Genomic DNA, 26,376 nt, shown 5'->3' with positions numbered 1-26,376 from the left:
TGGTCAGGCGACCAGCTTGGGTTTCGTCGCAGAGGCCGCCGTACTTTCGGCGATCTGCTCCGCTGTTTGCGGCAGCGCCAGATGTTTGATGAGCTCGCGCAATTCCTGACGTGCCGCGAGGTGACTGGTGGCGAGCCGGCCGAGATATTTCTTGTCGAGCATGGTCAGGCCGGCCGGAAACAATTCGCGGTAGATAACACGCTCGCTCAGGCCGGGAATGATTCGAAAACCGACGCGTTGCGACAATTCGGCCAGTGCGGCGACGATCCGCTTCATATTATGGGCTTCGACATATTGCGTCCGGTTGCGCAGCAATACCCAGTCGATCGTCGTGCCATCCGCCTTGGCTCGCGCCTTCCGCGCATCCCAGATCAGTTCGGCGTAAAAGCTGAGCTTGCGGACCTTGTAGGTTTCCGGATCGACTTGTCCGATAAGGTCGAAATCGACGAAGCTGTCATTGATCGGGGTAACCAGCGTATTGGCTCTGGTTGCAACGAAGCGGGCAAATTTGTCGTCCCGACCCGGCGTGTCAAACAGCAGAAAATCAACATTTTCGGCCATTTGCGCCATCAGTTGTTCGAGGCGGGCAAGATTGTCGTCCTCGAACACCTCGTAAAAGGGCTGCGGAATATCGATATTCAGCCGCTTCATCGTCGCGTCCCGGTTTTCCAGATAACGATAGGATGTCCGCTGGCGCGGATCGAGATCGATGATCCCGACCTTATGTCCCTGATAGGCCAGAGCAACCGCGACATGCACGGCGGTGGTCGATTTGCCGGTGCCGCCCTTCTCGTTGGCGAAGACAATATGATACGCACTGCTGGTCACGGTCTGATCAATACCCCCTGTTCTTGGCCCTTGCGAAGGACGAAATACCGCCCCATAGCCTACACGAGCTTTACGGAAAAATCTAAACGCAAAGAGTGATCCATGCAAATTGTTCGACAGCTTGACCCGCTGCGGGACGCTTTGGCGGCGTTCCGCACAGCCGGCGCCAGAATCGGTCTGGTTCCGACCATGGGCGCTCTGCACGCTGGTCATATGCGGCTGGTGGAAAAAGCGATGGAGCAATGCGATGTGGTGGTTGCGTCGATTTTCGTCAATCCGACACAGTTTGGAGCGGGAGAGGATCTGGACGCCTATCCGCGCCAGGAAGCCGCCGATGCGGCTCTGCTGGAGTCTGCGGGGGTAAAGCTGCTGTGGGCGCCCACGGCCGATCAGGTCTATCCGGACGGCTATGCCACCAATGTCAGTGTTGGCGGGATCAGCGACGGTTTATGCGGTGCGGCACGTCCGGGCCATTTTGACGGTGTCGCCACGGTGGTGGCAAAACTGTTTAACCAGATCCGCCCCGACGCCGCCTATTTCGGCGAAAAAGACTATCAGCAGCTTGCGGTCATCCGCCGGATGGCGCGCGATCTGGATTTTACCCATGATATTGTCGGCGTGCCGACGGTCCGCGATCCCGACGGTCTCGCCCTGTCCTCGCGCAACGCCTATTTGACCGAAGAGCAAAGGGCCAATGCCGTGGCGCTGCCTGACGCCATGCGGGAAGCCGCCAGCGCAATCGCGGCGGGCGGCGATATTGCCGATATACTGGCGGCCGCGAAGGCCAGAATACTGGGTTCCGGCTTCCACAAAGTCGATTATCTGGAGCTTCGCGATGCCAATCGGCTGACAATTCTCGATATTTTTACGAAACCTGCCCGCCTGTTCGCCGCCGCTCATATCGGCAGGACACGTTTGATCGACAATATCCCTGTTTCCTAGGTCTACAGCGCCGCCCGGTTAACCAAATAAATCGGGAAAAACCGCTGATTTCACGAAGTTTTGAAATCGTAAAACCGGATTGTTGCGATTCGCGTTAACCATTTCTTTAGCAGATTGCGGTGAATGTCGGCCTGTCGCCAGGAAATGCGGCAACAGGAACAGGGACTGATGATATGGGCAACAGCATGAAAAGCGCGGCCTTTCTGATAGAAAGCCGCCTCGCCGAGGCATCGCATGGCAGCAGCAATGCATATTTTGATCTGGGGGTGATCTATTCGACCGGCTCGGATGGCGTCGAGGTCGATTTGATCGAAGCGCATAAATGGTTCAATCTGGCGGCATTGTCCGGCCATGACGAAAGCAAGATCTGCCGCGCGGAAATCTCGCTCGATATGACAGCGCGCGAAATCGCCGAAGCGCAGCGGGAAGCGCGCAACTGGCTGCAGGAAACTTCGCGCCGCGCGGCTTGATTCTAGCCCGTTTTCTTGAATGGCCCCATTTCGGCCAGAAACTCGATATCGGCGGCAACCGCTTGTCGCTCGCGTTCGAGATAGTCGGCAATGGCCGTGCGGAACCCCGGATCGACGATAAAATGCGCTGACCAGGTCGGCACTGGCTGATAGCCTCGGGCCAGCTTGTGGCTGCCTTGTGCTCCGGCCTCGACCGTCCGCAATCCGCGCGCGATAGCCGCGTCGATTGCCTGATAATAGCAAATCTCGAAATGCAGGAACGGGATATTGCGTGTGCAGCCCCAATAGCGTCCGTAAAGCGTGTCTTCGCCGATGACATTGAGGGCCCCCGCGACCGGAACGCCCTCCTGCATCGCAAATATCAGCAGCAGCCTGTCGCCCATCTTCTGATGCAGCAGATCAAAGGCATCGCGAGTCAGATAGGGCTGTCCCCATTTGCGCATCCCGGTGTCCTGATAAAATTCCCAGAAATAATCCCAGTGGAGTGGCAGAATCTCGTCTCCGGACAAGTGAATGATATCCACTTCTTCCTGCGCTTTGGCGCGTTCTTTCCGGATCGCCTTTCGCTTGCGGGAGGACAGAGCGGCGAGAAAATCGTCGAAGCTGTCGTAGCCGTCATTGCGCCAGTGGAACTGGCTGTCTGTGCGGATCATCCAGCCTGCTTCTCGAAAATGGTCGAGCTGGTCGTCGCTGACAAAGGTCGCATGAACAGACGAGATTCCGTTGTTCTCGGCCAGTTGCTCAGCCGCCTTCAACACTGGTCCCGCCAGAGATTTTTCTCGCAGCAGCAGGCGAGGCCCGGGCACCGGTGAGAAAGGCGCGGCGATCTGGATCTTGGGATAATATTGGCCGCCGGCATTTTCATAGGCATGGGCCCATTGCTGATCGAATATATACTCGCCCTGACTGTGCGACTTGAGATAGCTGGGCAGGCACGCGGCGATTTCACCTGCAGCATCCTCGATGATGATGGGCAGCGACTTCCAGCCGGTACCCGGGCCGACGCTCCCCGATTCCTCCATCGCGGAAAGAAAGGCGTGCGAGACAAAGGGATTGGCAGATCCTGCACAGGCGTCCCACTGGGCTGCCGGAAGGCTGGCGATATCATCGGCGACGCGTGCGACTATTCCGCTGGAGGAGGGTGGCGTGGCGGGCATGCTGATCAGGTGTCCGGTATCTCGTAAACCGGTTCGTCCGCATATCGGGATGCGGTTTTTTCCTGCTCGGCGGACCGCACCGTCCAGGTCACGACTGGCAGACCCCGTGCCCGCTGGGCGGCGGCAAAGCGCGATGGGAGGTCGCGGATATCATAAGCCAGAAAATCAGGCTTTGCTGTCCAGAGATTGCGGTGGCGTGCGATCCGGCCCCGCCAGTTCCTGCTGCCCTCTTCTGTGACCACCAGACCGCGGACGACATGATCGGCATTTTTGCGAAACCAGGCGCCGACCAGCGGATTGAATGACATGATCGCAGCCTTTCCGCCATAGCCTTCCAGAGCCCGGCGGACCGAGAGGCAGAGCGGGCCGACCCGCAAGTTGCGCGACTTGATCTCGATCAGGATCGGCACCTGGCCGGCCACCTGTGCCAGCGTTTCCCGCAGGCGCGGAATCTTGCCATGACCGTCATTCAATTGAATCCGGTCGATATCGTCCGCCCGCAATGTCCCGATCGGACCACTCTGGTCCGTCAACCGGTCCAGCTCGTAATCATGGAATACAAAGGCGCGACCATCTTCCGCGGCCTGGACGTCGCATTCGATCCCGTGGCCCAGTTTGATCGCTGCCTCGAAGGCGGCGGGACTATTTTCCAGCACACTCCGGCCGTGCAGTCCCCGATGGGCATACGGCTGGCCTTTCAGAAATGCGACACGGCCGGCGGCCGGAGCCGGCGCAAGCATATTGTCTAGCAGCGTCCCGATCACTCGGGCTTCAGGGCAATGATGGCGTCAACCTCAACCGCTACGCCAAGCGGGAGCGAAGCCACGCCAACAGCGCTTCTTGCATGCTGTCCGGCGGCACCGAAAATCACTTCCATCATGTCCGAACAGCCGTTGGCGACCTTGGGGTGATCGGTATAGTCGGGGATGCTGTTGACGAAAACGCCTAGCTTGACGATCCGGTCCACCCGGTCGAGTGATCCGGCTGCTTTCTTGATTTGCGCTGCGATCATCAGGGCACAGGCCTTGGCGGCCTGCTGCCCATCTTCCAGCGACATAGTGTCGCCCAGCCGTCCCGTGATCAGCTTGCCATCCTGCATCGAGACCTGTCCGCTGATATGGAGCAATCCATTCACTTCCACGGCCGGAACATAGGAAGCGACCGGAGCTGCGGCCGTGGGTAATTCTATGCCCTTGGCTGTCAGGGCTTGTTCAATATTATCGGTCATAAGGCAGAATTCTCACGCATGGTTGGCAGGGTCAAGCTCCTGCGACGGCAAGTCCATCGCCGGAGCGGGTAAGGCATTTTCAAATTTGTCCAATATCCACGCCGTAGCCTCGTTCCAGAGATCAATGCGGGCGTGGGCGGCGGGGTTGGTCGTGACATGTTTCGCCATGATCGGTTCGCCAACCATCTGCAGACGCCAGACATCGGGGGCATGTTTGGCGACGCTGCCATGCTGGTGGCCCAGATCATCGACAAACACGGTGACGCTGGGTTGATACTCGGCGAGGATGCTAGTCAGAAGTTCACCCTTGCCGCCCTGATTGGTATAGACGGGAAAATCGATGCCCACGGCCTTGAGCTGTTCGGCGCGCGCTTCGCGACGATCATCGAGCAGGTTGGTCAGGATTACGACATCGGCCATTTCAGCGAGCCTGTTGATCGATTCGACGGCGCCCTCGATCGCACCCTGCCGGTGCATTTCATTGTCAAAAAACTCCTTCAGCATCGGCCAGATCTGTTCCGGCAACACCTGTGTTCCGTCGTGTTTGTGGCGCAGCGCATTGGCAAAATTATTGCCGTTTTCCAGATCGAAATGGATATGCTTGTCGCTGTCCAACCATTGCTGGAAAGGGACGACCATATGCAGCAGGACTTCATCGCAGTCGCTGATCAGAAGCGGCTTGTTACTCATAAAAGTCTCCGGGAGAGTTTAAACGCTGCGCTGCTGCAGCGAGCTTTGCGGGGGCGATGCCGATCGCTTCGGCACAGGCGATCAGATCGGGTTCGTGATTGGCGAGAAAACCGAGCAGTGACGAGAGCATCGCTGGGTCTTCGAGACCCGACCGCAATTCGCGGGGATCCAGCCCGGTCAGGGCCAGCAGACGTTCCGCGCGATCCTGATCCTGCAGCACCCATCCGAGCGCCCGCAAGGCGATGATTTCACTATCTGGGATTTCGCTATCCGGCCCGAGATTGGGATTTGTTTCCATTGCCGCTTTCGCCTAATGGTTTGGCAGCAAGTTTGAAAGGGCAAATCCGGCAGTGGCAAAAAGAGTATTGGTGGTTGAGGACAATGAATTGAACCTCAAGCTGTTCTGCGACCTGCTGCGGGCTCATGGCTTTGTTGTCGAGCCGGTCAGCGATGGCCGGGAAGTGCTCGAAAAGGCGCGCAGCTTCGTACCCAATCTGATTGTCATGGATATCCAGTTGCCGCATGTCAGTGGCCTGGAGCTGATCGAGCAGATCAAGAAGGACGGTCAGCTCAAGATCATACCGATCATGGCCGTGACCGCTTATGCAGGCAAGGGTGACGAGGACCGGATATTGAGTGCCGGGGCAGAGGCTTATGTCTCAAAGCCGATTTCGGTCGCGAAATTCATCGAATCGGTGCAGAAAGTTCTGCACCGCTAAAGACTGGCCAAAGCCTGATTATTTGATTTTGGCTTCTTTGAACTCGACATGCTTCCGGACAACCGGATCATATTTGCGCTGCACCATCTTTTCGGTAAGATTCCGCGGGTTCTTGCGGGTTACGTAGAAAAAGCCTGTGTCCGCCGTGCTGACGAGTTTGATCTTTACATTGGCTGGTTTCGCCATGGTGCATTCCTTAAGGCAGAAGCTGAAATAAAAACAGCGACGCTATCGGGCGCCGCATTCGTTCCCGCGCTAATGGTGAAAAGACCGATCAATGTCAAGAAAAAGCCTTCGCGGTTCTGACGGTGGCAAAGCCAGTGCCATTTACGACTATTTAACCATGTTTGACCATGTTCAGGCGTAATCAGGGGCCATTGTAATGAATCATGATCAAAATCCGTTCGTGCAGACCGAAATGCTGAACCTGCTTGATGAAATGTCGGCAGATCTGGCCGTCCATCATCCGCTGCAATTTCTGATGCATCTTGATCATGTTCGCCAGAAAGCGACGGAACACAGGCTGTCTGCCCTTCGCGACCTCAGCTGTGCACTGGAGAGTGCATTGCAACCGGCCATGCACCATGGTGGCGCAAGAACTATCGCGCTCTCCTATCTCGAAGCCATGCGTGCGACGCTTGACATGGGCGAGATCGACCCGGCGATGACCGAAGCGCTGTTGGCCAATGTCGCGCTTCGCCTCGGCGGCCAGGCCTGACGTCGGCCAAAGTGGATGCATTTCTAACTTCGCTTTTTGCCCTGGCTGTCGCGGAATTTGGCGACCGGCCACAGATATTGTGCGCCGCGCTGGCGATACGGTATGGCCGTGTCTCTCCTGTCCTCTGGGGCCTCGGTCTGGCCACGCTCTGCAATTGCGCGATTTCCGCCTTTGCCGGATCGGCGGTCCACCGGTGGATCAGCGAGGATGCCCTTCAGCTTTTCTATGCGCTATCGCTGATATTTGCCGGCCTCGGCATGGTGGCATGGCGGCGCCCGGTCGACTTGCTGCAAAATTGGCGATTGGCACCATTCTGGACCTCATTTCTGGGACTGTTCATCTTGCAATTGGGGGACAAGGGCCAGTTTATTCTGATGGCCACCGCTGCGCGGACCGACATGGCCGCTTTTGCAGCGGCCGGAGGATGGATCGGGGTGATGATTGCCTGCCTGCCCGCGATATTGTTCCGTCGGCAACTGGCCGAACATGTGCCCATGGCGTCCATCCGCTATGCTGGCGGTGCGGGTTTTCTGGTTGTCGGCGCGATTCTGGCGCTCGGCGCATGGGGCATATTCTGACGATCCAAGATCGATATTATCAATCTTAGATAGAAAATCTTCCTGTTTTATCGATTTATCGATCTGTCGTAATGATCATTGCATAACATGATGATTTCGAAAGAGGAGATTGAAAATGACCACGGGCGACAATGCAAAAAAGGCCGTAGCCGAAGCACTCAATGGAATATTGGCAGACAGCTTTGCCCTCTATCTCAAGACCAAAAATTTTCACTGGCATGTTTCCGGCCCCCATTTTCGTGACTATCATCTGATGTTCGACGAGCATGCGGCGCAAATACTCGCTACCACTGACCTGATTGCCGAACGCGTCCGCAAGAACGGGCACCGGACTCTCACCTCGATCGGTGATATCGCCAACCGGCAGAGCATTTCCGACAATGATGACGCGAAGGTGAAAGCACCGGATATGCTGGAAGAGCTGCGCTCTGACAATCTGAAGCTGGTTGAGAGGTTGCGCGAAGCGAAGGAGCTGGCAGGAGAAGCCGGCGACAATGCTACCGATGGTATGCTCGACGACTGGACCGATCAGGCGGAAGAGCGGGCATGGTTCCTGCTCGAGATCGCGCAGAAAGACTAGGCAATGCGACTCGCTTAGCGCCGGACCGGATTGAAGGCGCTTGTCAGACCACATTTTCGCCGCTCGTTTGCTTAGGTAGGCGGGCGGCGAAGTCTTTTCCGGTCCGGATCCGGACATTTCTGTTGCCAAATCATCACAGATGTAACCAAAATTTTCGTGTCTGTCGCCCGAAAGCCCCTTAAAATCGTCGATTTCGCTGTGACAGACGGCGATTTGGTAAATTTCGCTTTGATTCATGTCGCAAAAGCAAGCACAGTAACGAAAGGGGTCTATTCTAATTCAATATTTCAAGGGGCATTCTTCGATGAACAAGAATTTCGGACATTCCAAAAGATCGGTACTATTGCGGACAGCTGCGGCAGGGGCAATTGCCACGCTCGCACTGGCTACTCCGGCACAGGCCATTGTGCCGAATGATAATTATACGCCAGGCGATATCAGCGATCCGGAAGATAGCGTAAACGGTATCGGCCAGTTTTTCCGGAATGACGGCTTTGTTTGTACGGGTACCCTGATCAATCCGCGTGCCGTCCTGTTTGCAGCACACTGCGTCAACGACCGCCCGGAAACGGATTATGAAACCAATGGCGTAATCTCGTCCGCATTCTCATTCAATGGCAATGCGCTTCCGGGGTTCGTCGACTGGATCAACAACGGATTTGCATCCAACCCGGACCTGTTTGTCTACAATATCAGCCAGATCGCTTACCACCCCGATTCCCTGGTCGATCCTAACGCTTTTGGTTTTCTCGAAGCCGATATTGCCGTAGCCACTCTTTCTGATCCGGCCGCCAATATCCCAACCTGGGCGTTGCTGTTTTCCCCGCTTCCCGATCCCGGCGAAATTGATGATGTCGACGGTACCGGCTATCATGTGAAAATTTCCGGCTATGGTCGTAGCGGCAGTGGTACGACAGGGGCGTCGGTGGGTATCGACTGGCGGCGGAAATCTGCCGAAAATATGCTGGGTGCGCTTACCACATTTGATGACAGAAACACCTTCCTGTTTGGTGACCCTTTCGGGGATTTGCCACAGGTTTTGTACCGGCTTGATTTTGACGATCCGAACAAAACCAGCCCTTTTGATTTTAACCTTTACAAAGATGAGCCTCGGGAAGTCGAAGGCACAACCGCAGGCGGAGATTCCGGTGGCCCGTTGATCCTTGACGCCGCAAATAACAGCCTGTCGACGGAAGATTTGCAGATCGGCGTGCTGTCCGGCGGTTCGCGCTTTTTTGGAGCTCAGGTCTTCAGCTCTTACGGCACGGAAAGCTTTTACCAGCCGCTGTTCCTGTTTGCTGAATATATCGCGGCTGTGAATCCCTATCGCTATGTCAGCGCGAAAGCGGGTGACGGCGACTGGGAGGATGCCACCCACTGGCAGACCGATCTTGATCCGGCCTATCGCATCATCGATGAAAACGGTAATGTGGTAAATGGATTCCCCGATACCCAGTCCGGCGGCGTCGAGCAGTCTACGCCGCAATTCGGTGAGGTCTGTTTCGATCTTGAGGGCGATAATCCCGGAGACGAATGCTACGATTTGGCGACCGGTACTAGCACGCCGCCAGCACGTCCCGCGCCCACACCAACGCCTGCGCCTACGGCAACGCCAGCCTCATCCATCGGTGTGGCGCAAATCCCGAACGCGGAAGCTGTCTCGCCTACCGGCGAAACTCAGGTTGCGGCAACTGCCGTACAACCGGCTGGCTCGCCCCAGTTGCTTGCCAGTGCGGCCATTCGCGGCGAGGGCATGATCGTTGAAAATATTGCAATCAGCGGTGGCGCATCGATCGTCGAGGATATTGCAATCAGCGGCGGCGCGACCCCAGTTGGCGAGCTTGCCATCAGTGGCGGTGCCACGCCCGTTGCCATTACCGCTAATGGCGGTCCGGAGGGCGCGGAGGAAGCCCCTCAGGCAGAAGGCGATCCGCTTCCGGAACCCACTCTGGATAATGGACTTGCCGGAGCAACCGATTTTGTGCCGGATAATATAGATGCCGATGTCGCAAATGGCATTAAAGCTCGCTATTTCGAAGTGACGCTCAGTCAGGCGGGTACCACGTCGTTGAACAGCGATGTCACGATTGACCGACTCAATGTTGGCGGCGCTGCTGGATTGTTGATCAATGGTGGGGCAAGCCTTTCGGCATTGATCGACGTTAACCAGACCGCCGGTCGCGTCGCAGTCAACGGGACGCTGAACAGCGTAGGTGATTATTCCCTGTTTTCCGGATTGCTTTCGGGTACTGGCACGATCAACGCTCCGTTCCTGACCAATATCGCGGGCGGTATCGCCCCCGGTTCGATTGGTACGATCGGAACATTGACCGTGAACGGAAACGCAATTCTGTCGTCCGGTTCGACCTTGATGATTGACATTGGCGCATCCGGGGATTCCGATCTTCTGGCCGTCAGCGAAGAAGCCAATATAGGCGGCACGGTGATGTTTTCGCCGGTTGACGGCTTCCAGACGGCGACTCCGAGCACCTACCGCATTCTAACAGCGGCTGGCGGTGTGACCGATCAGTTCGATAGCGCAGCACAGATTTCGGCGATCCTGCTTTCCGAATTCAGCTATAGTGCGAATGCCGTTGATGTCACCATCAGTGCGCAAAGCTATCGGAACGTTGTCGACTCGGGCAACCCGGTCCAAACCAGCTTTGCCGACCTGATGGACAACAACCGTGGCAATGCAACGGTCGCTGGCCTTTTCTCCTTCCTGGACTTTACCGATGCCGGTACCATTCAGGCTACCTTTGACAGCTGGGCGCCCACAACGGAATCCACTGTTCAGGCCATGGGGCAAGCATTTCTCGGCAATGTTTCCGATTTCTACCAGAACAGGATCAGTCTCGCCGACCGGTCCTCGAACGGCGGCACCATTGCTGTGATTGGTCGCCCGATGCAGCTGGCGGCAACGTCGCTGGGCGGGATTGCTATGAACGGTGCAAATGCTCTGAGTGATGCTGCTGCGAATGCAGATGATACCGAAGTCCGCTCCGGTGGCGTCAACGAGGACATGGCTGTTTATCTCGCCGGTGGTTTTGTGAATGGTGATGGCGGTTCCATGCCATTGACCAATCCTGCGGCGGGCTCTGACGGAGAAGACGAGTTTGACGGTTTCTTCATCGCCGGTGGCCTCGAATATTATTTCGATGAAGGCTCTTTCCTCGGGATTTCCGCCTATTATTCGGATGTCGATGCGACGGCTGCTCTCGGTAATTCGGCGCAATCCAAAACCATCATGGGGTCGATCTACGGCAGGAAAGCAATGTCGGGTGGTCTGGTTCTAGATGGCCGCGCTACACTGGGTACCTATAATGCCGAAACGCTGCGGAACGTGTCGCTTGGTACGCAATCCTTCAGCCTGACAACCGATGACGACAGCATGGTATATGCCGCTGAAGTTGGTCTGTCGAAAGAGATGGAACTGAACGATGTGATCGCGGCACCCGGCATTCGGGCCCGTGCAGCCAAGATCAACTTCAGCAATGTGGATGAGCAGGGCGGTGGACCGGCTTTGACGATCATTCGTCCCGACTACAGCAGCATTCAGGGTCTGGCCGGTATCGAGTTCAAGTCCAAGCCGGGCCGTAAACTGCAGATGCGCGCATCCATGAATTATGTTCATGAATTCGAGGATAACCCGAACAGCTTCGGTGCGAATTTCGTCGGTGGCAATGGTGCAGTAGCACCATTCGCGCTGGCTGGACGCGACAAGGACTGGGGCGAAGTCGGCATCGGCTTGCGTTACAATATGGGCAATGTCTCGATTGACCTTTCCGCTGATTCAACGGTCGGCCGTTCGGATGTGTCCAGCCAGGTCTATTCGGGTGCGATCAGCTTCCGCTTCTAGCGATTGAAAGTTTTTAAAAGCCCGCCGGCGAAATCCGGCGGGCTTTTTTGTGTCCGACTTCCGTTGCAGCACTGGAGCGATCCGCGTGGCGCAAAAAAATGGCGGGACAAGGCCCGCCATTTTCAGAATATCCTGGGAAGCAAGAATCGTTATCTGGCAACCAGATTGACCGCAGCCGTCTTGCCGCGCTGATCCACTTCCAGTTCGAACTCCAGCTTGTCGCCTTCTTCCAGTCCGCGCATGCCGGCGCGTTCTACGGCTGAAATATGGACGAATGCATCGGGTTGTCCGTCATCACGCTGGATGAAACCAAAGCCCTTGGTGCCGTTGAAAAATTTTACGGTACCTGAAGCCTTTTCTCCCGTCAGTTCCCTGCGGGGAGGGCCACCGCGATCATCGCGAGAAGAGCCTCCGCCAACCGGCACCTCGATAAGATCACCTTCGATCTGGATGTCCGAAGCGGAAACTTTTCCGCCGCGATCGACCAGCGAGAAGCGCAGCTTCTGGCCTTCAGCGAGGCCCTTGAGGCCAGCACGTTCAACCTGGCTGATATGAACAAAAACATCTTCGCCGCCACCATCTTGCACGATGAAGCCAAAACCTTTTTGCGCATTGAAAAATTTTACGGTGCCGCTGCTTTCGCCGACAACCTGATCCGGCATTCCGCCGCCTCTTCTGCCGCCGGAATCGCTGTCCGGCCGCGTATATCTCTCTACGGGTGGACCGCTGTCACCTTGATATCCATCGAAGTTTTCGTCACCGAAGCCGTCGCGCTTGTCCCGGCCTCTACCTCGCCGGTTTCTGTCAAAACCCATTCTTAAATCGTCACTTTCAATTCGCCCTACCAAATAATTTCAATGACACAGCGGACGATCTCCGGACCATTGTTTTGCGCGAATCCTATTACCGCGCTCCCCTACTATATAGAAAAATCGTGGATTAAGCGAATGAATTCGGTGTTTTGCCAGCAGGTCGTACAAATCTGATATTCGAGCGGAGCGCTTTAGAACAACCAGGTTTCCGGATCGGCAATGGCTTCATGTTTTTGCGCTTTCAGCAACGCAACCACCGAGCGAACCAATATCCAGACCGCGAGCGCCAGAAGAATCGGAATCCCGATCAATATGAACGCAAGAAGTGTCCCCGCTATCCCGACCGCGAATCCGATGACAAATGTTCTGACATGAAATTGCAGATGGCTTTCTTCCCAGGTGCCGGCGACTTCGTCTTTCCAGATCAGGGCGAGTACAAAGCCCACGAGGCCGGTGACACCAACTGCAAATCCGGCTATATAGAGAAGCGAGACTATGGTGGCCTTGTTGAGATCGAAGCCGGGGGCGACCGGCTCTGGTGATTTCTCTGTCATTTTGTCCAACCCCTCCGTTGCATCCCGCAATTCCTGTGCCTTTCGCAGCGCAAACTAAACTTGCTGTTTGAACCGGCCTGCGGCACATAGCATATTCAATGATGCGCTGCTGTCAATTTTCGCAGCCGGAGATCTGGCCGAGGTTCGAAACCCGAGGCCGGACAAGGTGTCAACGCGACGCCTCGGCCGCGACAAAGAAGGTGGCCCAGAGCAAAGATAGACAGGCAAAAATAGATGGCAGTTTTTTTTCACGAAGAAGATATTCCGGCAGGCGTTCTGGCTGACGGAGCCGTCGCTGTGGACACGGAAACCATGGGGCTCCAGACCCCGCGCGACCGTTTGTGCCTGCTCCAGATATCCGATGGCGGAGATGACGAACATCTTGTTCGCTTTGGGCCCGATAGTGACTATTCGGCACCCAATCTCCGGGCGATTCTGTCGGACCCCGACCGATTGAAGCTTTATCATTTCGCCCGTTTTGATCTCGCTGCCATTGAACATTATATGGGCGTGATGGCAGAGCCTGTCTTCTGTACGAAGATCGCTTCGCGACTCATCCGGACCTATACCGATCGACACGGGTTGAAGGAGTTGGTCCGCGAACTTCTCGGCCAGGATATTTCGAAGCAGCAGCAATCGAGCGACTGGGGGAATCCCGTGTTGAGCGATGCCCAGCAGGAATATGCCGCATCGGATGTTCGTTTCCTGCACCGGTTGAAGGATGAGCTGGACACCCGGCTGGAGCGGGAGGGGAGAACAGCTCTCGCCCAGGCCTGTTTCGACTTTTTGCCGGACCGGGCGCGGCTGGATCTGGCCGGCTGGCCGGAAACCGATATTTTTGCGCATGCCTGAACGGAAAACAATCCTGCCCGGTCGCTGCGATAACGACCGCGGGAGTGAGGCCTAGCTATGCCGGCCACCGTCAATCCTGTCCGAACCAAGCGTCAGGAGTTTGCCGCTCCCAATAGCGCGCATGACCGCAACATAAAATTGCTGCGCTTCATATTGCCTGTGGGAGTAGGCCTATTGGGCGCAATGCTCGCTCTGGCACCCTTCACGACCAGCGGCGAACTGAGTTTCGTTCTGGACAAGAATAGCGTTGATGTTGCCAAGGAACGGATGCGCGTTACCGAAGCATTGTACCGGGGTGAAGATAGCCAGGGCCGGCCCTTCTCCCTGAAGGCCGGATCGGCGGTACAGAAAAGCTCGAGCGAAGCGATTGTCGATTTGCAGGATCTGTCCGCCCGGATATTGCTGAAGGAAGGGCCAGCCCAGATTCGCGCCAGCGAAGGCCGCTATGACATGGACCAGGAAAATGTCCGGGTACCAGGCCCGGTTCAGGTCGAAGCGGCCAGCGGTTATCGCCTCTCGACCAGCAATGTCACGGTCGATCTCAAACAACGCACTTTGCAAAGTGCCGGCTCGGTCGAAGGGCGGACTAATATCGGAACATTTGGTGCGGACCGTCTCGAGGCGGATCTGGCTGAGCGAACGGTAAGTCTGGACGGTAATGCGCGTTTGCGGATCGAACAAAATGGATTAAGAAGACCCTAGATGAAATCATATTCCTTCCTTTCCCTCTCGGCTGGCAGTTTTGTTCTTGCTTCGGCTTTTCTGTTGTTCGCGGGTGCAGCTCCGGCGCAGGTGTTCGGAAGCCATGACAGCAATGCACCGGTCAATTTCAACGCCGGCCGGATCGAGGTTCAGGATCGGGCCGACCGTGTGGTCCTGTCGGGTGCGGTCCGAGTCGAACAGGCCGGATTGACGCTCAATTCCGCGCGCATGACCGTAGCCTATCGCAGCACCGGGGGGATCGAAATCGACCGGATTGACGCATCCGGCGGTGTCACCATTCGCAAGGCCGGTGATACCGCTTCAGGCGATGTCGCGATTTATGATCTCAACCGGCGGCTCATCACCCTGATCGGGAATGTAACGCTTACCCAGGGGACAAATCGTCTGTCCGGAGGTCGCGTCATCATCGATCTTGAATCGGGCCGGTCAACGATAGACGGGCGTTCCACCGGCGGTTCTTCCGTCGGCTCGCAAGACTCCAGTGGCCGGGTCTCCGGCACCTTCACGGTCCCGCAACGGGAAAACTGACACCCCGACCGGTGTTCCCGGATAGTCCGGTCGATTGCAGCTGCGCGAGCGCCTGGCCGGTTTGGCACAAAATGCCACTGGATTTTCAACCGCTATCGGGGCATCTCAATCTTCCATGCACAAAGCTTGCCAATTCCGACAAGAATGGGGCATGTTGCCCGCCGACAGGCGAGCCCGCCAATGCTAATGAGGACCAGTGATGAATGATGTAGCCGCGAGTGAAGCGACGACGATGGCCGATCCCGGTGCCGCCATGGCCAGTGATGCAATGGAGCACGGCCTGGCGGTGGTCTCGATAGCCAAAAGCTATGACAAGCGCTCGGTTCTGTCAGATGTATCGCTATCGGTTGGTCGCGGCGAGGTCGTCGGATTACTGGGTCCGAACGGGGCCGGGAAAACCACCTGTTTCTATTCGGTCATGGGTCTGGTCCGGCCGGACGCCGGACGGATCATGCTCGACGGCGAGGATATTACCCCTCTCCCCATGTATCGACGGGCGATCCTTGGTATTGGCTACCTCCCACAAGAGACTTCGATTTTTCGCGGCATGACTGTCGAGCAGAATATCATGGCGGTGCTCGAAATGGTTGAGCCTGATTCCAGCGTGCGCGCGGAGACGCTCGATCGGCTGCTCGACGAATTCGGACTGATGAAATTGCGCAGTTCCCCGGCAATGGCGCTGTCGGGCGGTGAACGGCGGCGATGCGAAATTGCCCGTGCGCTTGCGGCCAGCCCTTCCATCGTGTTGCTTGACGAACCCTTTGCCGGTATCGACCCGCTGTCGATCGCGGATATTCGCGATCTGGTCTGCCAGCTGCGCGAGCGGGGCATCGGCGTATTGATCACGGATCACAATGTCCGCGAGACACTCGATATCGTAGACCGCGCCTGTATCATTTATGACGGACAAGTCCTCTTCGCCGGCAGTCCTGAAGACCTTGTCGCGGATGCCAACGTTCGCAGACTCTATCTGGGTGAGGGGTTTGCGCTCTAGCTATGGCACTCGCGCCTCGCCTCGATTTGCGGCAGAGCCAGTCGCTGGTGATGACGCCGCAACTGCAGCAGGCGATAAAACTGCTGACATTGTCCAATCTCGAGCTCGAAACCTTTATTTCCGACGAGATTGAGAAAAACCCGCTTCTCGACACGGGGGAAATTTCCACCGAGAGCGGGGAAGGAAGCGATGGCGAAATTGGTGGCGAGCCGGCTGCTCAGGGCAGTGACGAGATATTGTCATCTGGTCCGTCGGACGCTGAAGCACCTCTCCATATGCATGGTGATACGGACAGTTTCTCCAATAATAGTCTTTCCGACAGTGACGGAGCACTGGATGGGCAGCTCGGTTTGAATGGCGCCAGCTCAAACGCGATGGCCGGGGGCGAAGCACCGGATTTCGAGAATATGCTGGTCGCTGAAATCACGCTCACAGAGCATCTGATGGACCAGGCGGGGGCCATTCTTTCCGGCATGGACCTGTTTGTGGCGCAGCATATTATCGACCAGATTGACGAGTGTGGCTATTTGCAGGCCGAATTGCTGGAACTGGGCCAGCGGCTGAACGTCGGAATGGTCGACGTTAAGCGAATATTGGGTGTCGTTCAGACACTCGACCCGGTCGGCATTGGCGCGCGCGATCTGGCAGAATGTCTCGCGCTGCAAGCCAAGGATGCCGACCGTTATGATCCCGCCATGGCCCGGCTGATCGACAATCTCGATCTGCTGGCCAAAGGCGCATTGCCGCAACTCAAGCGGATATGCGGCGTCGATGACGAAGACCTGATGGATATGATCAGCGAACTGCGCAACTATGATCCGAAGCCGGGTTGCAAGATTGGTGGCGGGGCGGTCGAGTCGGTGGTGCCGGATGTCTTTGTGGCGGAACGGGCGAACCGCTGGCTTATCGAAGTGAATAGCGCCACCTTGCCGAAAGTACTGGTCAACCGCAGCTATTATTCCGAACTGAAAGACGGTGCGCAGGACAAGCAGTCGAAGGAATGGCTGAACGAATGTCTCGCCGACGCCAACTGGCTGGTCAAGGCGCTCGATCAGAGACAGCGGACGATCGTCAAGGTCGCGACCGAGATCGTCAAGCAGCAGGAAGAATTCTTCCGCAAGGGCGTCGCGCATCTGCGACCGCTGACGCTGAAGAATGTCGCCGAGCAGATCGAGATGCACGAATCGACGGTCAGCCGGGTGACCTCCAACAAATATCTCTCCTGCTCCCGCGGGACATTCGAGCTCAAATATTTCTTCACCAGCGGGATCCAGTCTTCGACCGGTGGCGAGGCGGCTTCGGCGGAGGCGGTGAAAAGTCATATCAAGTCCCTGATCGACAATGAGGACCCCAAGAAGATCCTGTCCGATGACAAGCTCGTGGCCCTGCTCAAGGATCAGGGCTTCGATATTGCCCGCCGTACGGTGGCGAAATATCGCGAGGCGCTGGGCCTCGGCAGTTCGGTGCAGCGCCGCCGCCAGAAGGCGCTCGAAGGCAAGGCCGCCTAGATCGGCTTGCGTAGCACCGCAAACTCCAGTGCTGAAGTCTTGGGCAGACCGAACCGCGGGTTCCCGTGCGGGAAGGGCCTATGCTCGCCGGTCCGCGCATAGCCGCGCCGTTCATAATAAGCGATCAGGTCTTCGCGCTGCCGGATGACGGTCATCTCGATCGCTCCGGCCTGCCATTGTTCGCGGACAAATTGCTCTGATGCCACAAGCAACTGTTTGCCTAGTCCGGCCGCCTGCAAAGCCGGGTCGACGGTCAGCAGCCCGAGATAGGCCAGTCCTTCCCGGATATGGGAGAGTTGTACGCATCCGGAGATTGCATTCCCGTCCCTGGCGAGCAGGATCACCTGATCGTCCGATGCAATGATCTCTCGCAGCGCCTCGACATCGGTCCGTTGTCCGTCGAGCAGGTCTGCTTCATGGGTCCAGCCGCGCCTGGCGCTTTCCCCGCGATAGGCCCTTTCGACCAGCGCATGCAGCGCGGGGATATCGCTTGTCTCGGCGCGGTCAAAATTCATGCCAGCCTTATCCCGTCCGCTTCCAGAACCGAACTATCACCAATCCGCCCGGTTACCACCACCCGCTTTTCGACCCCGTCGATCGGCGTGCGCAGCAGTTCGAGCCGGTAACGCTGGCCATCATCGCATAGCAACAGAAAGCCGGCCGCATCGCGTTGCAGCAGACCGGCAAATTCCGTGGATTCCTGCTCATTGGTCACCATCATGCAGAGGTGAGTAATTCTTCGCTGATCTCCCACAGGCGTTCGGCATCATCATTCACCGTGATATGCGGTGCGCAATGCTGATAGGGCAGGCTATCCTCGCCCATCAGCTGCGCGACGTCGCAATCCTCGCAATAGACCCCCGGCATGTCATTCAGCAGCGGTGACGTCGCCGCCCACAGGCTGGTGGTGCAGCCCTGTGCCGGCGTCTTGAAGATTTCGGCGACCGCCGGTGGCACGCTGCCGTCCTTGTTCAGCCAGCCCAGTTCGACCTGCTCTTCGACCGGCAGGTGGCGCTGCAAGGGCGTGAAAATACCGCCCGGATGGACCGAGAAGGCGCGGCCTCCAAAAGCCTGCATCCGCCGGCTGAGCGCATTGGCGAACAGGGCGTTGGCACTCTTTGCCTGGGCATAGGCGACCCATTTATTATAGTCGGTCTTTTCGAACTGGATATCATCCCACAATATGCCGTTGCGCTTGTGGGCAACCGACGAGAGCGCAACGACGCGCGGCGCGCTGGCCTTTTCGAGCAGGGGCAGCAAGGCCTTGGTCAGCGCGAAATGGCCCATATGGTTGACGCCAAACTGGCTTTCCCAGCCAGGCCGCACCCGTTCCAGCGGGCAGGCCATGATACCGGCATTGTTGATCAGCAGATCCAGAGACTCGATGCTGTCATAGACCGAAGAGGCAAAGCCACGCACCGAATCGAGATCGGCGAGGTCCATTTTTGCCGAGGATATATCGCCCTCGATGGTCGACAGATTTTCCTCTGCCTTGGCCGGATCGCGGACCGGTACGATCACCGTGGCGCCGGCCTCTGTCAGCGCCCGGGTGGTTTCCAGACCGATCCCCGAATATCCGCCGGTGATGATCGCGGTCTTGCCGGTCAGATCGATATCGGCGAGTATCTCGTGCGGTTCGCTCTTGGCGTGGAAACCCGATCCTAGCGGTTTCTGGTCTGCTGCTGCCATGTAGGTTCGTCCTTCTTGTTATGCCGTTCGTCCTGAGCTTGTCGAAGGACATGTTTCGTTCGAGAGATGTGGTTCCACAAGCTCACCACGAACGGATCAAGCAACTGTCCTACAACCAGATTATGCCTTCAATCCCACAATCTCCGACACCGGCATATAATCATAGCCCAGATCCTCGGCGACCGCCTTGTAGGTCACATGACCATTCCACACGTTCAGTCCCTCGGCGAGATGCCGGTCATCGCGCAGCGCCTGTTTCCAGCCCTTGTTGGCGATTGCCAGCGTGTGGGGCAGGGTGACATTGTTGAGCGCATAGGTCGAGGTGCGCGAAACCGCACCCGGCATATTGGCGACGCAATAATGGACGATATCGTCGACCACATAGGTCGGATCTTCGTGGGTGGTCGGTTTCGAGGTTTCAAAACAGCCGCCCTGATCGATTGCGACATCGCAAAGAACCGAGCCGGGACGCATGGTCGAGAGCATCTCGCGGGAGACGAGCTTTGGGGCTTCTGCGCCCGGGATCAGCACCGCACCGATCACCAGATCCGCCTCGGCGACGCATTCGGCCAGATTGGCCTTGTTGGAAAAACGTGTCTTGGCCCGCGATTCAAAATGGGTGCCGACCGATTCCAGCACGTCCGGATCGCGATCCAGAATGGTGACATCCGCACCGAGCCCGGCCGCCATTTGTGCGGCATTGAAGCCGACCACGCCGCCGCCGATGATCGTCACCTTGCCGGGGGCAACACCGGGGACCCCGCCGAGCAAAATGCCGCGGCCACCATGGGCTTTTTCCAGCGCGGTGGCGCCGGCCTGGATCGACATGCGTCCGGCGACCTGGCTCATCGGCTTGAGCAGCGGCAGTCCGCCGGTGCCGGTGACCGTTTCATAAGCAATACAGATCGATTTGGACTGGACCAGATCGGTGGTCTGCTCCGGATCGGGCGCGAGATGCAGATAAGTGAACAAGATCTGGCCTTCGCGCAGCATCGCCCGTTCGACGGCCTGCGGTTCCTTGACCTTGACCACCATCTCGCATTTCTCGAAGATTTCGGCAGCGGTCGTGGCAATGGTGGCGCCTGCGGCGACATATTCGGAATCCTCGGCGCCGATGCCAAGGCCGGCGCCGGTCTCGACCAGCACATCATGGCCGCTGGCGGTCAACTCGCGAACCGATTCGGGGGTCAGGCCGACCCGATATTCGTGATTCTTGATTTCTCTGGGGGTACCAACGCGCATGGAGGAGCTCCTGTTCTATCGAGTCTAACCCTGTTGCATTACCAGCAAATGACGCTCCGCGCGAGACGCTTTGTAATATTATTACCCTATTGTGAAACTTTCCTAATTGGCACCGGTACGGTGCAGATATTGCCATAGCCACCATGGGCCTCGATATATTGCAGCAGCGCCGGGCTGTAGCTGGCGAGATATTCATAAGACGGCTGTTCTGCCAGTGGCAGCTCGCTGGCCAACCGAATCGACTTTATCCGGATATAGTCCGACTTGTCGGCATAAAAACCGCCCGGATCGGTGCCAAGCGGCAGATTCTGTAAATGCTCCAGTCCCTCGATCACTCGTCCGACCATGCCAAAGGTCGTGTCGAGGCTGCGCGCTGCTTCGCCGGTGATCACCGACATTTCCGCGCCGCTGCCGGTGTCCGGCGGATCATAATGGGCAGGGGACAATGATCCGCGACAGGTCAGAGGATAATATTTCGTCTCGCCGTCGATGGTCTGGCTGCCGATCGGCCAGCCGCCGCCAAAGCCTACTGTCTGCGCGCCCATATTCTCGTAAATCATCTTCGTGAGCGGCTCGATTTTCGTACCCTGATATTGGTTGCTGTAATCCACCGCTGCCTTCAGTGCCGCCATATCGGTGTCGCGTTTCGCCCCGAGCGCCTGGTTGAAATATTCGCTCTCCGGCACGGTCTCGAGCCCTTTGGGCAGTATCTTGGCATCGGGATTGCCGCCGAACTGGGTGACGAAATCCTTGGCGACGCGATAAATCTTGGTGCCGTCCCACCAGCGTGTACGGGCCAATGTCCGCACATTACGGACATGCCCGCCGGACAGGTTCGTCGGGAGCAGCTGGATTACTGTCTGGCGATTCGTGCCGTCCGCCGCATCGGGCAGGGTGAGGACCATCAGGTCGGTGAGGGGGATGGGCAGCCAGTGTTCGGCCGGGGCAGCAGCGAGGATTTCGGAGGGGCTTTGTTCAGCTTCTTCTTCTTCTTGCGCCAGGACCGGAGAGGAGAATGAAAAACACGCTGCGGCCAGGGCCCAAAAGGCGATATGCGCGGATCGAAAATAGTTTTTCATGCGATTCTTTCCTTGCTGAACTTTACAAACTTTACACTGTTAAGAAAAAGAAAGCTTTCTGTCCCTGTGCAGTGCCATTTGGCGAGAAATGCTCTCGGGTCACACAGGGTCACACCCCCTGTGGCGAAGGATATCTTACGGGCGCAACTTGCCGAAAACCGCCGATGGCTGGACGAGGGCAGGGATTGGATCATGCGGCCAAACTAGCCGATGTAGCGTGATGTAGGAAAGCGGCAATTCGCCAATTCTGTCCCCGTGAAGGCGGGGATCCTTCTCCCGGGCAAGCGGCTGGACGCCATGACTGGAGATGGGCACCTGCCTCCGCAGGTGCACTGCACTCCTCACTCTTCCGTCACCCGTCGCACCGGCACCGGGATATTGCAGATATCCGCACCACCAGCAGGCTTGATGAAAAACGGATCGCGGCGATTGGCGCGGGCGTCGGCATATTGGGCGAAGACCTCGCTTTCGGTATCGAGATATTCGAACGCGGGAGACGGGTCTTCGGCCAGCGCATTACCCAGGCGGATGGACGTGATCGGCACGCGCTTGCTCGCATCCTCGTAAAATCCCAATTGCCCCTTGCCGCGCGGCAGGCTGGAGAGATGTTCGATACCCTCGATGACCCGCCCGACCACGGCAATATTGCGATCGAGATGGCGCGGCGCGTGGCCGATGACGGTGTAAAGTTCGGCGCCGCTGCCGGTGTCCGGGGAATAGTTGCGGCCGACGCCGACCGCGCCGTAGCAGTGGACGGGCCACCGGCTGAGTGTACGTGTGTCATCCCCAATTTCTTGGGCCAATGGCCAACCAGATTCGAACCAAGTCCAATCTGAATAAGAATCCGTAAGTTGATTTTTGGGATGCCATAAAACTATGTTCCCTTGTTTTCCTGCCGTTGCCTCTGTCTCATAGCCACTCTCCGGTACCGTCTCCAACCCCTCCAGCAAGGCCTTCTGCTCCGTTTCACCCGATTCCGGATTGTCGTAACCGGCGTCGCCCCATTGCACGACATAATTGTCCTGCACCCGGTTGATGCTGGTGCCGTCCCACCAGTGCGCCGCGGCAAGCTTGCGGATATTGCGGATCCAGCCCTGCGAGAAAGGTTCGGGCATCAGCTGGATGACCACGCGGCGCGCGTCGCCTTGCGCATCGGGGGCGAGATCCATGACCAGCAGGTCGCTCGGCGCGATGGTCAGCCACTCACTGGCCGGGGCGGTATCGACGATGGCATTGGGGCTGGGATAGTCCGGTTTTTCGTTGTCCTGGGCGAGGACGGGCGTCGTGGCTGCAAAGGCTGCGAGCAATGCTATTGCGATTATTCTGTTCATCGTGGGGCCCCGCCTCATGCCGATAGTCCTGAGCCTGTCGAAGGACGCCTCGGGTCTTGAGGCGGGGTTCGGCAGGCTCACCCCTAACGGGTTTCATTTCCGACAATCCGTTCTCTGCCACCCTAACCGCACACTATCGCTTGCGAAAGCGCGAATCCCCCATTAGGGAAGCCTCGCTGTCTGATATTCGACCGGATTCACGGATCAGACAGTATTTGCGGAGCCGTGGCAGAGTGGTCGATCGCGCACGCTTGGAAAGCGTGTATAGGGCAACCTATCGAGGGTTCGAATCCCTCCGGCTCCGCCATCATCCGGACAATCTAGATATCGTCGATCATCTCAGCCAGCGTCGCCAGGCATTCGCGCGCGAGCAATATGCAGCGCTCCGGGGACCAGCCTTGCTCGGCATCCGGCAAGTCGCGATTGTCCTTGAACGGCATTTCCAGAGTCATGGCCACCGCGCCGAAGCGTTCGGCCAGCTGGTTGGTCGACATCGACAGATTGGCCTTGCCCTCGGCTGCGGTCGGATAGCCGAGCGTTGTCTGGAAATCCGGGGTACGCTGAGCGAGTCGGTTGCGGAAACCGTGATATTTCTCGAGCTGTGCACCGGTGATCGAAGGGATGCCTTCAAAACCGGCAATAAACACCGCCGGAATGGCTTCGTCGCCGTGGACATCCATGGCAAAATCGACGCCGCTCTCGTCCATCGCGTTGCGGACGCACAGGACTTCCGGAGATTTCTCCGGCGTTGGTTCATGCCACTCGCGATTGAGGTTGGTTCCGGCAAAATTGGTTCGTAGATGCCCCCGTGACGAACCGTCCGGGTTCATATTGGGAACGATATGGAAGCGGCATTTCTCCAGCAGCAGCCGTGCATGCGGATCTGCGGAATCGGTGAGCATTTCCAGCGCCCCTTCCATCCACCATTCGGCCATGCTTTCGCCGGGATGCTGGCGGGCATAGAGCCAGACGTGCTTGTCGCCGCTCCCCATCTCGAGACAGTCGATCGGCTGGCCTTCCAGGCTGTGGCCCAGCGCGCGGGCAGTGACGCCGTCGATTCCCGCCGTTTCCGCGACCAGATCGTGATGGCGCTCGATGCTGTAGGGCGCGAAATAGGCGAACCAGACGATATTGCTGCTGGCGGTGTAGCGGATCGTCAGGGTGCCGCTGGCCTCGTCATAGCTGCTTGGCGCGCGGCCCCAATAGTCGCGGTCCTCGCTGACGCAGGCGTCATAATCGGGCCAGCCTTGCGGATAGGCCGATTCTTTCAGGCCGGTGATGGCCAGTTCCAGCTCGTCGCCAATTTCGCAGGTCACCCGGAAATGGAACCACTGGAAAAACTCGCTGTCCTTGTCCTTGCGGATCGACAGTTTCGCAGAGGTGCCGGCGATGGAACGGACTTCGATATTGCCACTATCGAATGCGCTGCTGATATACATGGTCATTTCACCCTGATAGTGGTTCCGGACTCGCCGGGAAAGTCCCTGAATAGGGCCTCTGCCAGTTTCGATGCCGCCAGCCCGGGCTGGGAGGCCGGAGAGCCTTCCTTCGCCTCTATCGAGGCGCGGCCTTCCCAGACGACATTGCCGTCCAGCCGATTGGCGATCCGGACAGACAGATCGGTAACAATCTTGTCTTTTGGCGGACCGCTAAGGTCGATACCGATGCCCAGGCCAACGCCGGAGCCATAGCTGCCGGTGCTGCCGCCGACCCCGACCGAAACGGGTGAACGGTCGCCGCCGGCACTCAACACCGCCCGTTCGAGCGTATAGCGCGCGACATAGTCGCTGTCTCCGGCATCTACCCGTGCTTCGGTAAAGCCGATGCGCTGCAATTCGCGCAGCAATGCCGCATTGTAGCTGGCATATTCAATGCTGCGGCCGTCATCGGTAATATTGGCTTTGATCGTGACGCTACCCGGGACTATCGGCGCGATCTGGGCGTTGTGGAAACGGGTGACATCGACCGGCGGGGTCATCGCCACGCAACCCGACACAAGGGAGCCTACCAAAAGCAAAATCCCAAATGATTGAAAAGCGGCCATAAAATATACTCCTGAACTTGCCCCCGTCGCATATTAGCGCATAATTCGCGTGACCGTGGCAAAAAAATGCGCGCTCGGCCGGTGGTGCTTAACCGGATGGAGATATTGCCGCGTTAAATGGCCGGTAATGCACAACAGGGGATTATGAAATCATGGCGAAACCCTTCACCATATTGGTAACCGGCGGGGCCGGATATATCGGCAGCCACGCAGTGCTGGCCTTGCAGGACGCCGGCTGGCCGGTAGCGGTGATCGACAATCTGACCACCGGGTTTCGCTGGGCGGTGCCGGAGGGCGTTGCTTTCCATGAAGGCGATATCGAGGATAGCACCCTGCTCGCGCGGATCATCAGAGACGAGAATATTGGCGCGATCATGCATTTTGCCGGATCGATCATCGTGCCGGAATCGGTCGAGAACCCGCTGAAATATTATCACAACAACAGCGCCAAGAGCCGCAGCCTGATCGAATCGGCGGTCACCGGCGGCGTCCATCATTTCATCTTTTCCTCGACCGCTGCAACCTATGGTATTCCGGAGGAGAGTCCGGTCAGCGAAGCGACGCCGCAATTGCCAATCAATCCCTACGGCATGTCGAAGCTGATGACCGAGCATATGCTCCGCGACGTGTCGGCTGCCCATGACTTGAATTTTTGCGCGCTGCGTTATTTCAATGTCGCTGGCGCCGATCCGCAGGCCCGAACCGGCCAGTCGACCGCTGGTGCCACGCATCTGATCAAGGTGGCGGTCGAAGCGGCACTGGGCAAACGGGACAGCGTTGCCGTCTTCGGTTCCGACTATGATACGCCCGACGGCACCGGCGTGCGTGACTATATCCATGTATCGGACCTGGCGGCTGCCCATGTGCTGGCGCTGGAGGCGCTGATCGCGGAGCCGGAAGAGAATCATTTGCTCAATTGCGGGTATGGCCGAGGCTTTTCGGTGCTCGAGGTGCTCGATGCGGTCGACCGGGTCACCAACATGCGAATCAAGCGGATTATGGAAGGGCGGCGTGCGGGCGACCCCGATTCGCTGATTTCTGATAACCGGGCGATCATGGACCGCTTTCCCTGGCAGCCGAAACATGCCGATCTCGATGAAATTGTCGCCCATGCACTGGCGTGGGAACGCAAACTCATCGAAATTCGCGGAGAATAAAGCTGTTCGCTTGACTTTGGGGGCTGCCGACCTTAATTGCCCTGCTTCAACGCAGCTAGGCTGCTTTCAAGAAATTCAGATAATCAAGGCGTGG

Annotated in this window: 30 protein-coding genes and 1 tRNA gene; 14 read left to right on the top strand and 17 right to left on the bottom strand. The window is 57.6% G+C overall.

Going from position 1 to position 26,376, the window contains the following annotated elements:
- Positions 1-3 precede the first annotated feature (3 nt).
- On the bottom strand, positions 4-828 hold the full coding sequence (locus SPHFLASMR4Y_RS11055) for a division plane positioning ATPase MipZ (RefSeq protein ID WP_260806945.1): 825 nt from the start codon (positions 826-828) through the stop codon (positions 4-6).
- A 102-nt stretch (positions 829-930) separates the two neighbouring features.
- Between SPHFLASMR4Y_RS11055 and panC the strand changes: the two genes are divergently transcribed.
- On the top strand, positions 931-1,770 hold the full coding sequence (gene panC / locus SPHFLASMR4Y_RS11050) for a pantoate--beta-alanine ligase (protein ID WP_089134837.1): 840 nt from the start codon (positions 931-933) through the stop codon (positions 1,768-1,770).
- 173 nt (positions 1,771-1,943) lie between these two features.
- A complete protein-coding gene (locus SPHFLASMR4Y_RS11045) occupies positions 1,944-2,240 on the top strand; it encodes an SEL1-like repeat protein (RefSeq protein ID WP_089133593.1) in 297 nt (98 codons plus the stop codon).
- A 2-nt stretch (positions 2,241-2,242) separates the two neighbouring features.
- Here SPHFLASMR4Y_RS11045 and SPHFLASMR4Y_RS11040 read toward each other — a convergent pair whose 3' ends face one another.
- From SPHFLASMR4Y_RS11040 to SPHFLASMR4Y_RS11020, 5 genes are read right to left on the bottom strand one after another with little or no spacing between them, the layout of a single operon-like run.
- Positions 2,243-3,397, bottom strand: a complete 1,155-nt coding sequence (locus SPHFLASMR4Y_RS11040; RefSeq protein ID WP_089133592.1) for a GNAT family N-acetyltransferase — start codon at positions 3,395-3,397, stop codon at positions 2,243-2,245.
- Positions 3,398-3,402: 5 nt separating this feature from the next.
- Entirely contained in the window at positions 3,403-4,161 is a 759-nt protein-coding gene (locus tag SPHFLASMR4Y_RS11035; RefSeq protein ID WP_186265920.1) for a glycerophosphodiester phosphodiesterase family protein, read from the bottom strand.
- On the bottom strand, positions 4,158-4,625 hold the full coding sequence (locus SPHFLASMR4Y_RS11030) for a RidA family protein (protein WP_089133590.1): 468 nt from the start codon (positions 4,623-4,625) through the stop codon (positions 4,158-4,160). Before SPHFLASMR4Y_RS11030 ends, SPHFLASMR4Y_RS11035 begins: the two co-directional genes overlap by 4 nt.
- Before the next feature lie 12 nt (positions 4,626-4,637).
- The gene (locus tag SPHFLASMR4Y_RS11025) at positions 4,638-5,315 is read right to left on the bottom strand and encodes a hypothetical protein (RefSeq protein WP_089133589.1); all 678 of its coding nucleotides are present in this window, start codon (positions 5,313-5,315) and stop codon (positions 4,638-4,640) included.
- On the bottom strand, positions 5,308-5,613 hold the full coding sequence (locus tag SPHFLASMR4Y_RS11020) for a DUF3572 domain-containing protein (protein ID WP_089133588.1): 306 nt from the start codon (positions 5,611-5,613) through the stop codon (positions 5,308-5,310). Before SPHFLASMR4Y_RS11020 ends, SPHFLASMR4Y_RS11025 begins: the two co-directional genes overlap by 8 nt.
- Before the next feature lie 52 nt (positions 5,614-5,665).
- Between SPHFLASMR4Y_RS11020 and SPHFLASMR4Y_RS11015 the strand changes: the two genes are divergently transcribed.
- Complete coding sequence (locus SPHFLASMR4Y_RS11015) at positions 5,666-6,034, top strand: response regulator (protein WP_089133587.1); 369 nt, start codon at positions 5,666-5,668, stop codon at positions 6,032-6,034.
- A gap of 18 nt (positions 6,035-6,052) precedes the next feature.
- Here the strand turns inward: SPHFLASMR4Y_RS11015 and rpmG are convergent, their stop codons facing one another.
- The gene (gene rpmG / locus SPHFLASMR4Y_RS11010) at positions 6,053-6,220 is read right to left on the bottom strand and encodes a 50S ribosomal protein L33 (protein ID WP_066741431.1); all 168 of its coding nucleotides are present in this window, start codon (positions 6,218-6,220) and stop codon (positions 6,053-6,055) included.
- A 196-nt stretch (positions 6,221-6,416) separates the two neighbouring features.
- Between rpmG and SPHFLASMR4Y_RS11005 the strand changes: the two genes are divergently transcribed.
- From SPHFLASMR4Y_RS11005 to SPHFLASMR4Y_RS10990, 4 genes are all read left to right on the top strand, one after another.
- A complete protein-coding gene (locus SPHFLASMR4Y_RS11005) occupies positions 6,417-6,752 on the top strand; it encodes a hypothetical protein (RefSeq protein ID WP_089133586.1) in 336 nt (111 codons plus the stop codon).
- 11 nt (positions 6,753-6,763) lie between these two features.
- Positions 6,764-7,330: a TMEM165/GDT1 family protein gene (locus tag SPHFLASMR4Y_RS11000; protein ID WP_089133585.1), complete on the top strand. Its 567-nt coding sequence runs from the start codon at positions 6,764-6,766 to the stop codon at positions 7,328-7,330.
- A 115-nt stretch (positions 7,331-7,445) separates the two neighbouring features.
- Positions 7,446-7,910 carry a Dps family protein gene (locus tag SPHFLASMR4Y_RS10995; protein WP_089133584.1) on the top strand — a complete coding sequence of 155 codons (465 nt, stop codon included), beginning with the start codon at positions 7,446-7,448 and terminating at the stop codon, positions 7,908-7,910.
- A gap of 304 nt (positions 7,911-8,214) precedes the next feature.
- Positions 8,215-11,769 carry an autotransporter domain-containing protein gene (locus SPHFLASMR4Y_RS10990; protein ID WP_089133583.1) on the top strand — a complete coding sequence of 1,185 codons (3,555 nt, stop codon included), beginning with the start codon at positions 8,215-8,217 and terminating at the stop codon, positions 11,767-11,769.
- A gap of 149 nt (positions 11,770-11,918) precedes the next feature.
- Here SPHFLASMR4Y_RS10990 and SPHFLASMR4Y_RS17425 read toward each other — a convergent pair whose 3' ends face one another.
- Together SPHFLASMR4Y_RS17425 and SPHFLASMR4Y_RS10980 are read right to left on the bottom strand one after the other, a co-directional pair.
- On the bottom strand, positions 11,919-12,584 hold the full coding sequence (locus SPHFLASMR4Y_RS17425; protein ID WP_089133582.1) for a cold-shock protein: 666 nt from the start codon (positions 12,582-12,584) through the stop codon (positions 11,919-11,921).
- Between the two features lie 188 nt (positions 12,585-12,772).
- On the bottom strand, positions 12,773-13,135 hold the full coding sequence (locus SPHFLASMR4Y_RS10980; RefSeq protein ID WP_145955520.1) for a DUF4870 family protein: 363 nt from the start codon (positions 13,133-13,135) through the stop codon (positions 12,773-12,775).
- Between the two features lie 234 nt (positions 13,136-13,369).
- Here SPHFLASMR4Y_RS10980 and SPHFLASMR4Y_RS10975 point away from each other — a divergent pair, with 234 nt between their 5' ends.
- The 5 genes from SPHFLASMR4Y_RS10975 (at position 13,370) to rpoN (ending at position 17,740) form a co-directional block, all read left to right on the top strand.
- Positions 13,370-13,987 (top strand): ribonuclease D, encoded by a 618-nt coding sequence (locus SPHFLASMR4Y_RS10975; RefSeq protein ID WP_089133580.1) that lies wholly within the window; start codon positions 13,370-13,372, stop codon positions 13,985-13,987.
- Between the two features lie 57 nt (positions 13,988-14,044).
- The gene (lptC, locus tag SPHFLASMR4Y_RS10970; RefSeq protein ID WP_089133579.1) at positions 14,045-14,689 is read left to right on the top strand and encodes an LPS export ABC transporter periplasmic protein LptC; all 645 of its coding nucleotides are present in this window, start codon (positions 14,045-14,047) and stop codon (positions 14,687-14,689) included.
- Positions 14,690-15,238, top strand: a complete 549-nt coding sequence (locus SPHFLASMR4Y_RS10965) for an LptA/OstA family protein (RefSeq protein ID WP_089133578.1) — start codon at positions 14,690-14,692, stop codon at positions 15,236-15,238.
- 232 nt (positions 15,239-15,470) lie between these two features.
- The gene (lptB, locus tag SPHFLASMR4Y_RS10960; protein WP_089134836.1) at positions 15,471-16,232 is read left to right on the top strand and encodes an LPS export ABC transporter ATP-binding protein; all 762 of its coding nucleotides are present in this window, start codon (positions 15,471-15,473) and stop codon (positions 16,230-16,232) included.
- A gap of 2 nt (positions 16,233-16,234) precedes the next feature.
- Positions 16,235-17,740, top strand: coding sequence for an RNA polymerase factor sigma-54 (rpoN, locus tag SPHFLASMR4Y_RS10955; RefSeq protein WP_089133577.1), 1,506 nt, complete (start codon positions 16,235-16,237; stop codon positions 17,738-17,740).
- On the opposite strand, the gene SPHFLASMR4Y_RS10950 is transcribed toward rpoN, so the two are convergent.
- The 6 genes from SPHFLASMR4Y_RS10950 to SPHFLASMR4Y_RS10925 form a co-directional block, all read right to left on the bottom strand.
- Positions 17,737-18,255 carry a GNAT family N-acetyltransferase gene (locus SPHFLASMR4Y_RS10950; protein ID WP_089133576.1) on the bottom strand — a complete coding sequence of 173 codons (519 nt, stop codon included), beginning with the start codon at positions 18,253-18,255 and terminating at the stop codon, positions 17,737-17,739. The two genes, rpoN and SPHFLASMR4Y_RS10950, sit on opposite strands and share 4 nt — an antisense overlap.
- On the bottom strand, positions 18,252-18,461 hold the full coding sequence (locus tag SPHFLASMR4Y_RS10945) for a DUF5818 domain-containing protein (RefSeq protein ID WP_260806944.1): 210 nt from the start codon (positions 18,459-18,461) through the stop codon (positions 18,252-18,254). Before SPHFLASMR4Y_RS10945 ends, SPHFLASMR4Y_RS10950 begins: the two co-directional genes overlap by 4 nt.
- On the bottom strand, positions 18,458-19,429 hold the full coding sequence (locus tag SPHFLASMR4Y_RS10940) for an oxidoreductase (protein ID WP_089133575.1): 972 nt from the start codon (positions 19,427-19,429) through the stop codon (positions 18,458-18,460). Before SPHFLASMR4Y_RS10940 ends, SPHFLASMR4Y_RS10945 begins: the two co-directional genes overlap by 4 nt.
- Positions 19,430-19,549: 120 nt before the next feature.
- Positions 19,550-20,671 (bottom strand): alanine dehydrogenase, encoded by a 1,122-nt coding sequence (gene ald, locus SPHFLASMR4Y_RS10935; RefSeq protein WP_089133574.1) that lies wholly within the window; start codon positions 20,669-20,671, stop codon positions 19,550-19,552.
- Between the two features lie 86 nt (positions 20,672-20,757).
- Entirely contained in the window at positions 20,758-21,750 is a 993-nt protein-coding gene (locus SPHFLASMR4Y_RS10930; RefSeq protein WP_089133573.1) for a peptidylprolyl isomerase, read from the bottom strand.
- Positions 21,751-22,091: 341 nt separating this feature from the next.
- On the bottom strand, positions 22,092-23,081 hold the full coding sequence (locus SPHFLASMR4Y_RS10925; RefSeq protein ID WP_089133572.1) for a peptidylprolyl isomerase: 990 nt from the start codon (positions 23,079-23,081) through the stop codon (positions 22,092-22,094).
- Between the two features lie 219 nt (positions 23,082-23,300).
- Between SPHFLASMR4Y_RS10925 and SPHFLASMR4Y_RS10920 the strand changes: the two genes are divergently transcribed.
- Positions 23,301-23,388: transfer RNA gene (locus SPHFLASMR4Y_RS10920), tRNA-Ser, on the top strand.
- A 13-nt stretch (positions 23,389-23,401) separates the two neighbouring features.
- Here the strand turns inward: SPHFLASMR4Y_RS10920 and SPHFLASMR4Y_RS10915 are convergent.
- Both SPHFLASMR4Y_RS10915 and SPHFLASMR4Y_RS10910 read right to left on the bottom strand, forming a co-directional pair.
- The gene (locus SPHFLASMR4Y_RS10915; protein ID WP_089133571.1) at positions 23,402-24,526 is read right to left on the bottom strand and encodes a M14-type cytosolic carboxypeptidase; all 1,125 of its coding nucleotides are present in this window, start codon (positions 24,524-24,526) and stop codon (positions 23,402-23,404) included.
- Positions 24,523-25,092, bottom strand: a complete 570-nt coding sequence (locus SPHFLASMR4Y_RS10910) for a DUF4136 domain-containing protein (RefSeq protein ID WP_260806943.1) — start codon at positions 25,090-25,092, stop codon at positions 24,523-24,525. The genes SPHFLASMR4Y_RS10915 and SPHFLASMR4Y_RS10910 overlap by 4 nt, the downstream gene beginning before the upstream one ends.
- A gap of 185 nt (positions 25,093-25,277) precedes the next feature.
- On the opposite strand from SPHFLASMR4Y_RS10910, the gene galE reads away from it, so the two are divergent.
- A complete protein-coding gene (gene galE, locus SPHFLASMR4Y_RS10905) occupies positions 25,278-26,282 on the top strand; it encodes a UDP-glucose 4-epimerase GalE (RefSeq protein WP_089133569.1) in 1,005 nt (334 codons plus the stop codon).
- Positions 26,283-26,376: the final 94 nt, after the last annotated feature.

Origin of the sequence: Sphingorhabdus sp. SMR4y, from assembly GCF_002218195.1 — a bacterium.
Lineage (GTDB): Bacteria > Pseudomonadota > Alphaproteobacteria > Sphingomonadales > Sphingomonadaceae > Parasphingorhabdus.
Note: the sequence above shows the minus strand (reverse complement) of the source record. Positions and strands in the feature narration are given on the sequence as shown.

Coding starts and splice junctions, on each gene's coding strand:
- SPHFLASMR4Y_RS11025 (WP_089133589.1), bottom strand. CDS start 5,315: ATGAGTAACAAGCCGCTTCTGATCAGCGACTGCGATGAAGTCCTGCTG.
- SPHFLASMR4Y_RS11005 (WP_089133586.1), top strand. CDS start 6,417: ATGAATCATGATCAAAATCCGTTCGTGCAGACCGAAATGCTGAACCTG.
- SPHFLASMR4Y_RS10945 (WP_260806944.1), bottom strand. CDS start 18,461: ATGATGGTGACCAATGAGCAGGAATCCACGGAATTTGCCGGTCTGCTG.
- SPHFLASMR4Y_RS10940 (WP_089133575.1), bottom strand. CDS start 19,429: ATGGCAGCAGCAGACCAGAAACCGCTAGGATCGGGTTTCCACGCCAAG.
- SPHFLASMR4Y_RS10950 (WP_089133576.1), bottom strand. CDS start 18,255: ATGAATTTTGACCGCGCCGAGACAAGCGATATCCCCGCGCTGCATGCG.
- panC (WP_089134837.1), top strand. CDS start 931: ATGCAAATTGTTCGACAGCTTGACCCGCTGCGGGACGCTTTGGCGGCG.
- SPHFLASMR4Y_RS10915 (WP_089133571.1), bottom strand. CDS start 24,526: ATGACCATGTATATCAGCAGCGCATTCGATAGTGGCAATATCGAAGTC.
- lptB (WP_089134836.1), top strand. CDS start 15,471: ATGGCCGATCCCGGTGCCGCCATGGCCAGTGATGCAATGGAGCACGGC.
- rpmG (WP_066741431.1), bottom strand. CDS start 6,220: ATGGCGAAACCAGCCAATGTAAAGATCAAACTCGTCAGCACGGCGGAC.
- SPHFLASMR4Y_RS17425 (WP_089133582.1), bottom strand. CDS start 12,584: ATGGGTTTTGACAGAAACCGGCGAGGTAGAGGCCGGGACAAGCGCGAC.
- galE (WP_089133569.1), top strand. CDS start 25,278: ATGGCGAAACCCTTCACCATATTGGTAACCGGCGGGGCCGGATATATC.
- SPHFLASMR4Y_RS10925 (WP_089133572.1), bottom strand. CDS start 23,081: ATGAACAGAATAATCGCAATAGCATTGCTCGCAGCCTTTGCAGCCACG.
- SPHFLASMR4Y_RS11045 (WP_089133593.1), top strand. CDS start 1,944: ATGGGCAACAGCATGAAAAGCGCGGCCTTTCTGATAGAAAGCCGCCTC.
- SPHFLASMR4Y_RS10995 (WP_089133584.1), top strand. CDS start 7,446: ATGACCACGGGCGACAATGCAAAAAAGGCCGTAGCCGAAGCACTCAAT.
- lptC (WP_089133579.1), top strand. CDS start 14,045: ATGCCGGCCACCGTCAATCCTGTCCGAACCAAGCGTCAGGAGTTTGCC.
- SPHFLASMR4Y_RS10990 (WP_089133583.1), top strand. CDS start 8,215: ATGAACAAGAATTTCGGACATTCCAAAAGATCGGTACTATTGCGGACA.
- rpoN (WP_089133577.1), top strand. CDS start 16,235: ATGGCACTCGCGCCTCGCCTCGATTTGCGGCAGAGCCAGTCGCTGGTG.
- SPHFLASMR4Y_RS11020 (WP_089133588.1), bottom strand. CDS start 5,613: ATGGAAACAAATCCCAATCTCGGGCCGGATAGCGAAATCCCAGATAGT.
- SPHFLASMR4Y_RS10980 (WP_145955520.1), bottom strand. CDS start 13,135: ATGACAGAGAAATCACCAGAGCCGGTCGCCCCCGGCTTCGATCTCAAC.
- ald (WP_089133574.1), bottom strand. CDS start 20,671: ATGCGCGTTGGTACCCCCAGAGAAATCAAGAATCACGAATATCGGGTC.
- SPHFLASMR4Y_RS10965 (WP_089133578.1), top strand. CDS start 14,690: ATGAAATCATATTCCTTCCTTTCCCTCTCGGCTGGCAGTTTTGTTCTT.
- SPHFLASMR4Y_RS11040 (WP_089133592.1), bottom strand. CDS start 3,397: ATGCCCGCCACGCCACCCTCCTCCAGCGGAATAGTCGCACGCGTCGCC.
- SPHFLASMR4Y_RS11030 (WP_089133590.1), bottom strand. CDS start 4,625: ATGACCGATAATATTGAACAAGCCCTGACAGCCAAGGGCATAGAATTA.
- SPHFLASMR4Y_RS10975 (WP_089133580.1), top strand. CDS start 13,370: ATGGCAGTTTTTTTTCACGAAGAAGATATTCCGGCAGGCGTTCTGGCT.
- SPHFLASMR4Y_RS10930 (WP_089133573.1), bottom strand. CDS start 21,750: ATGAAAAACTATTTTCGATCCGCGCATATCGCCTTTTGGGCCCTGGCC.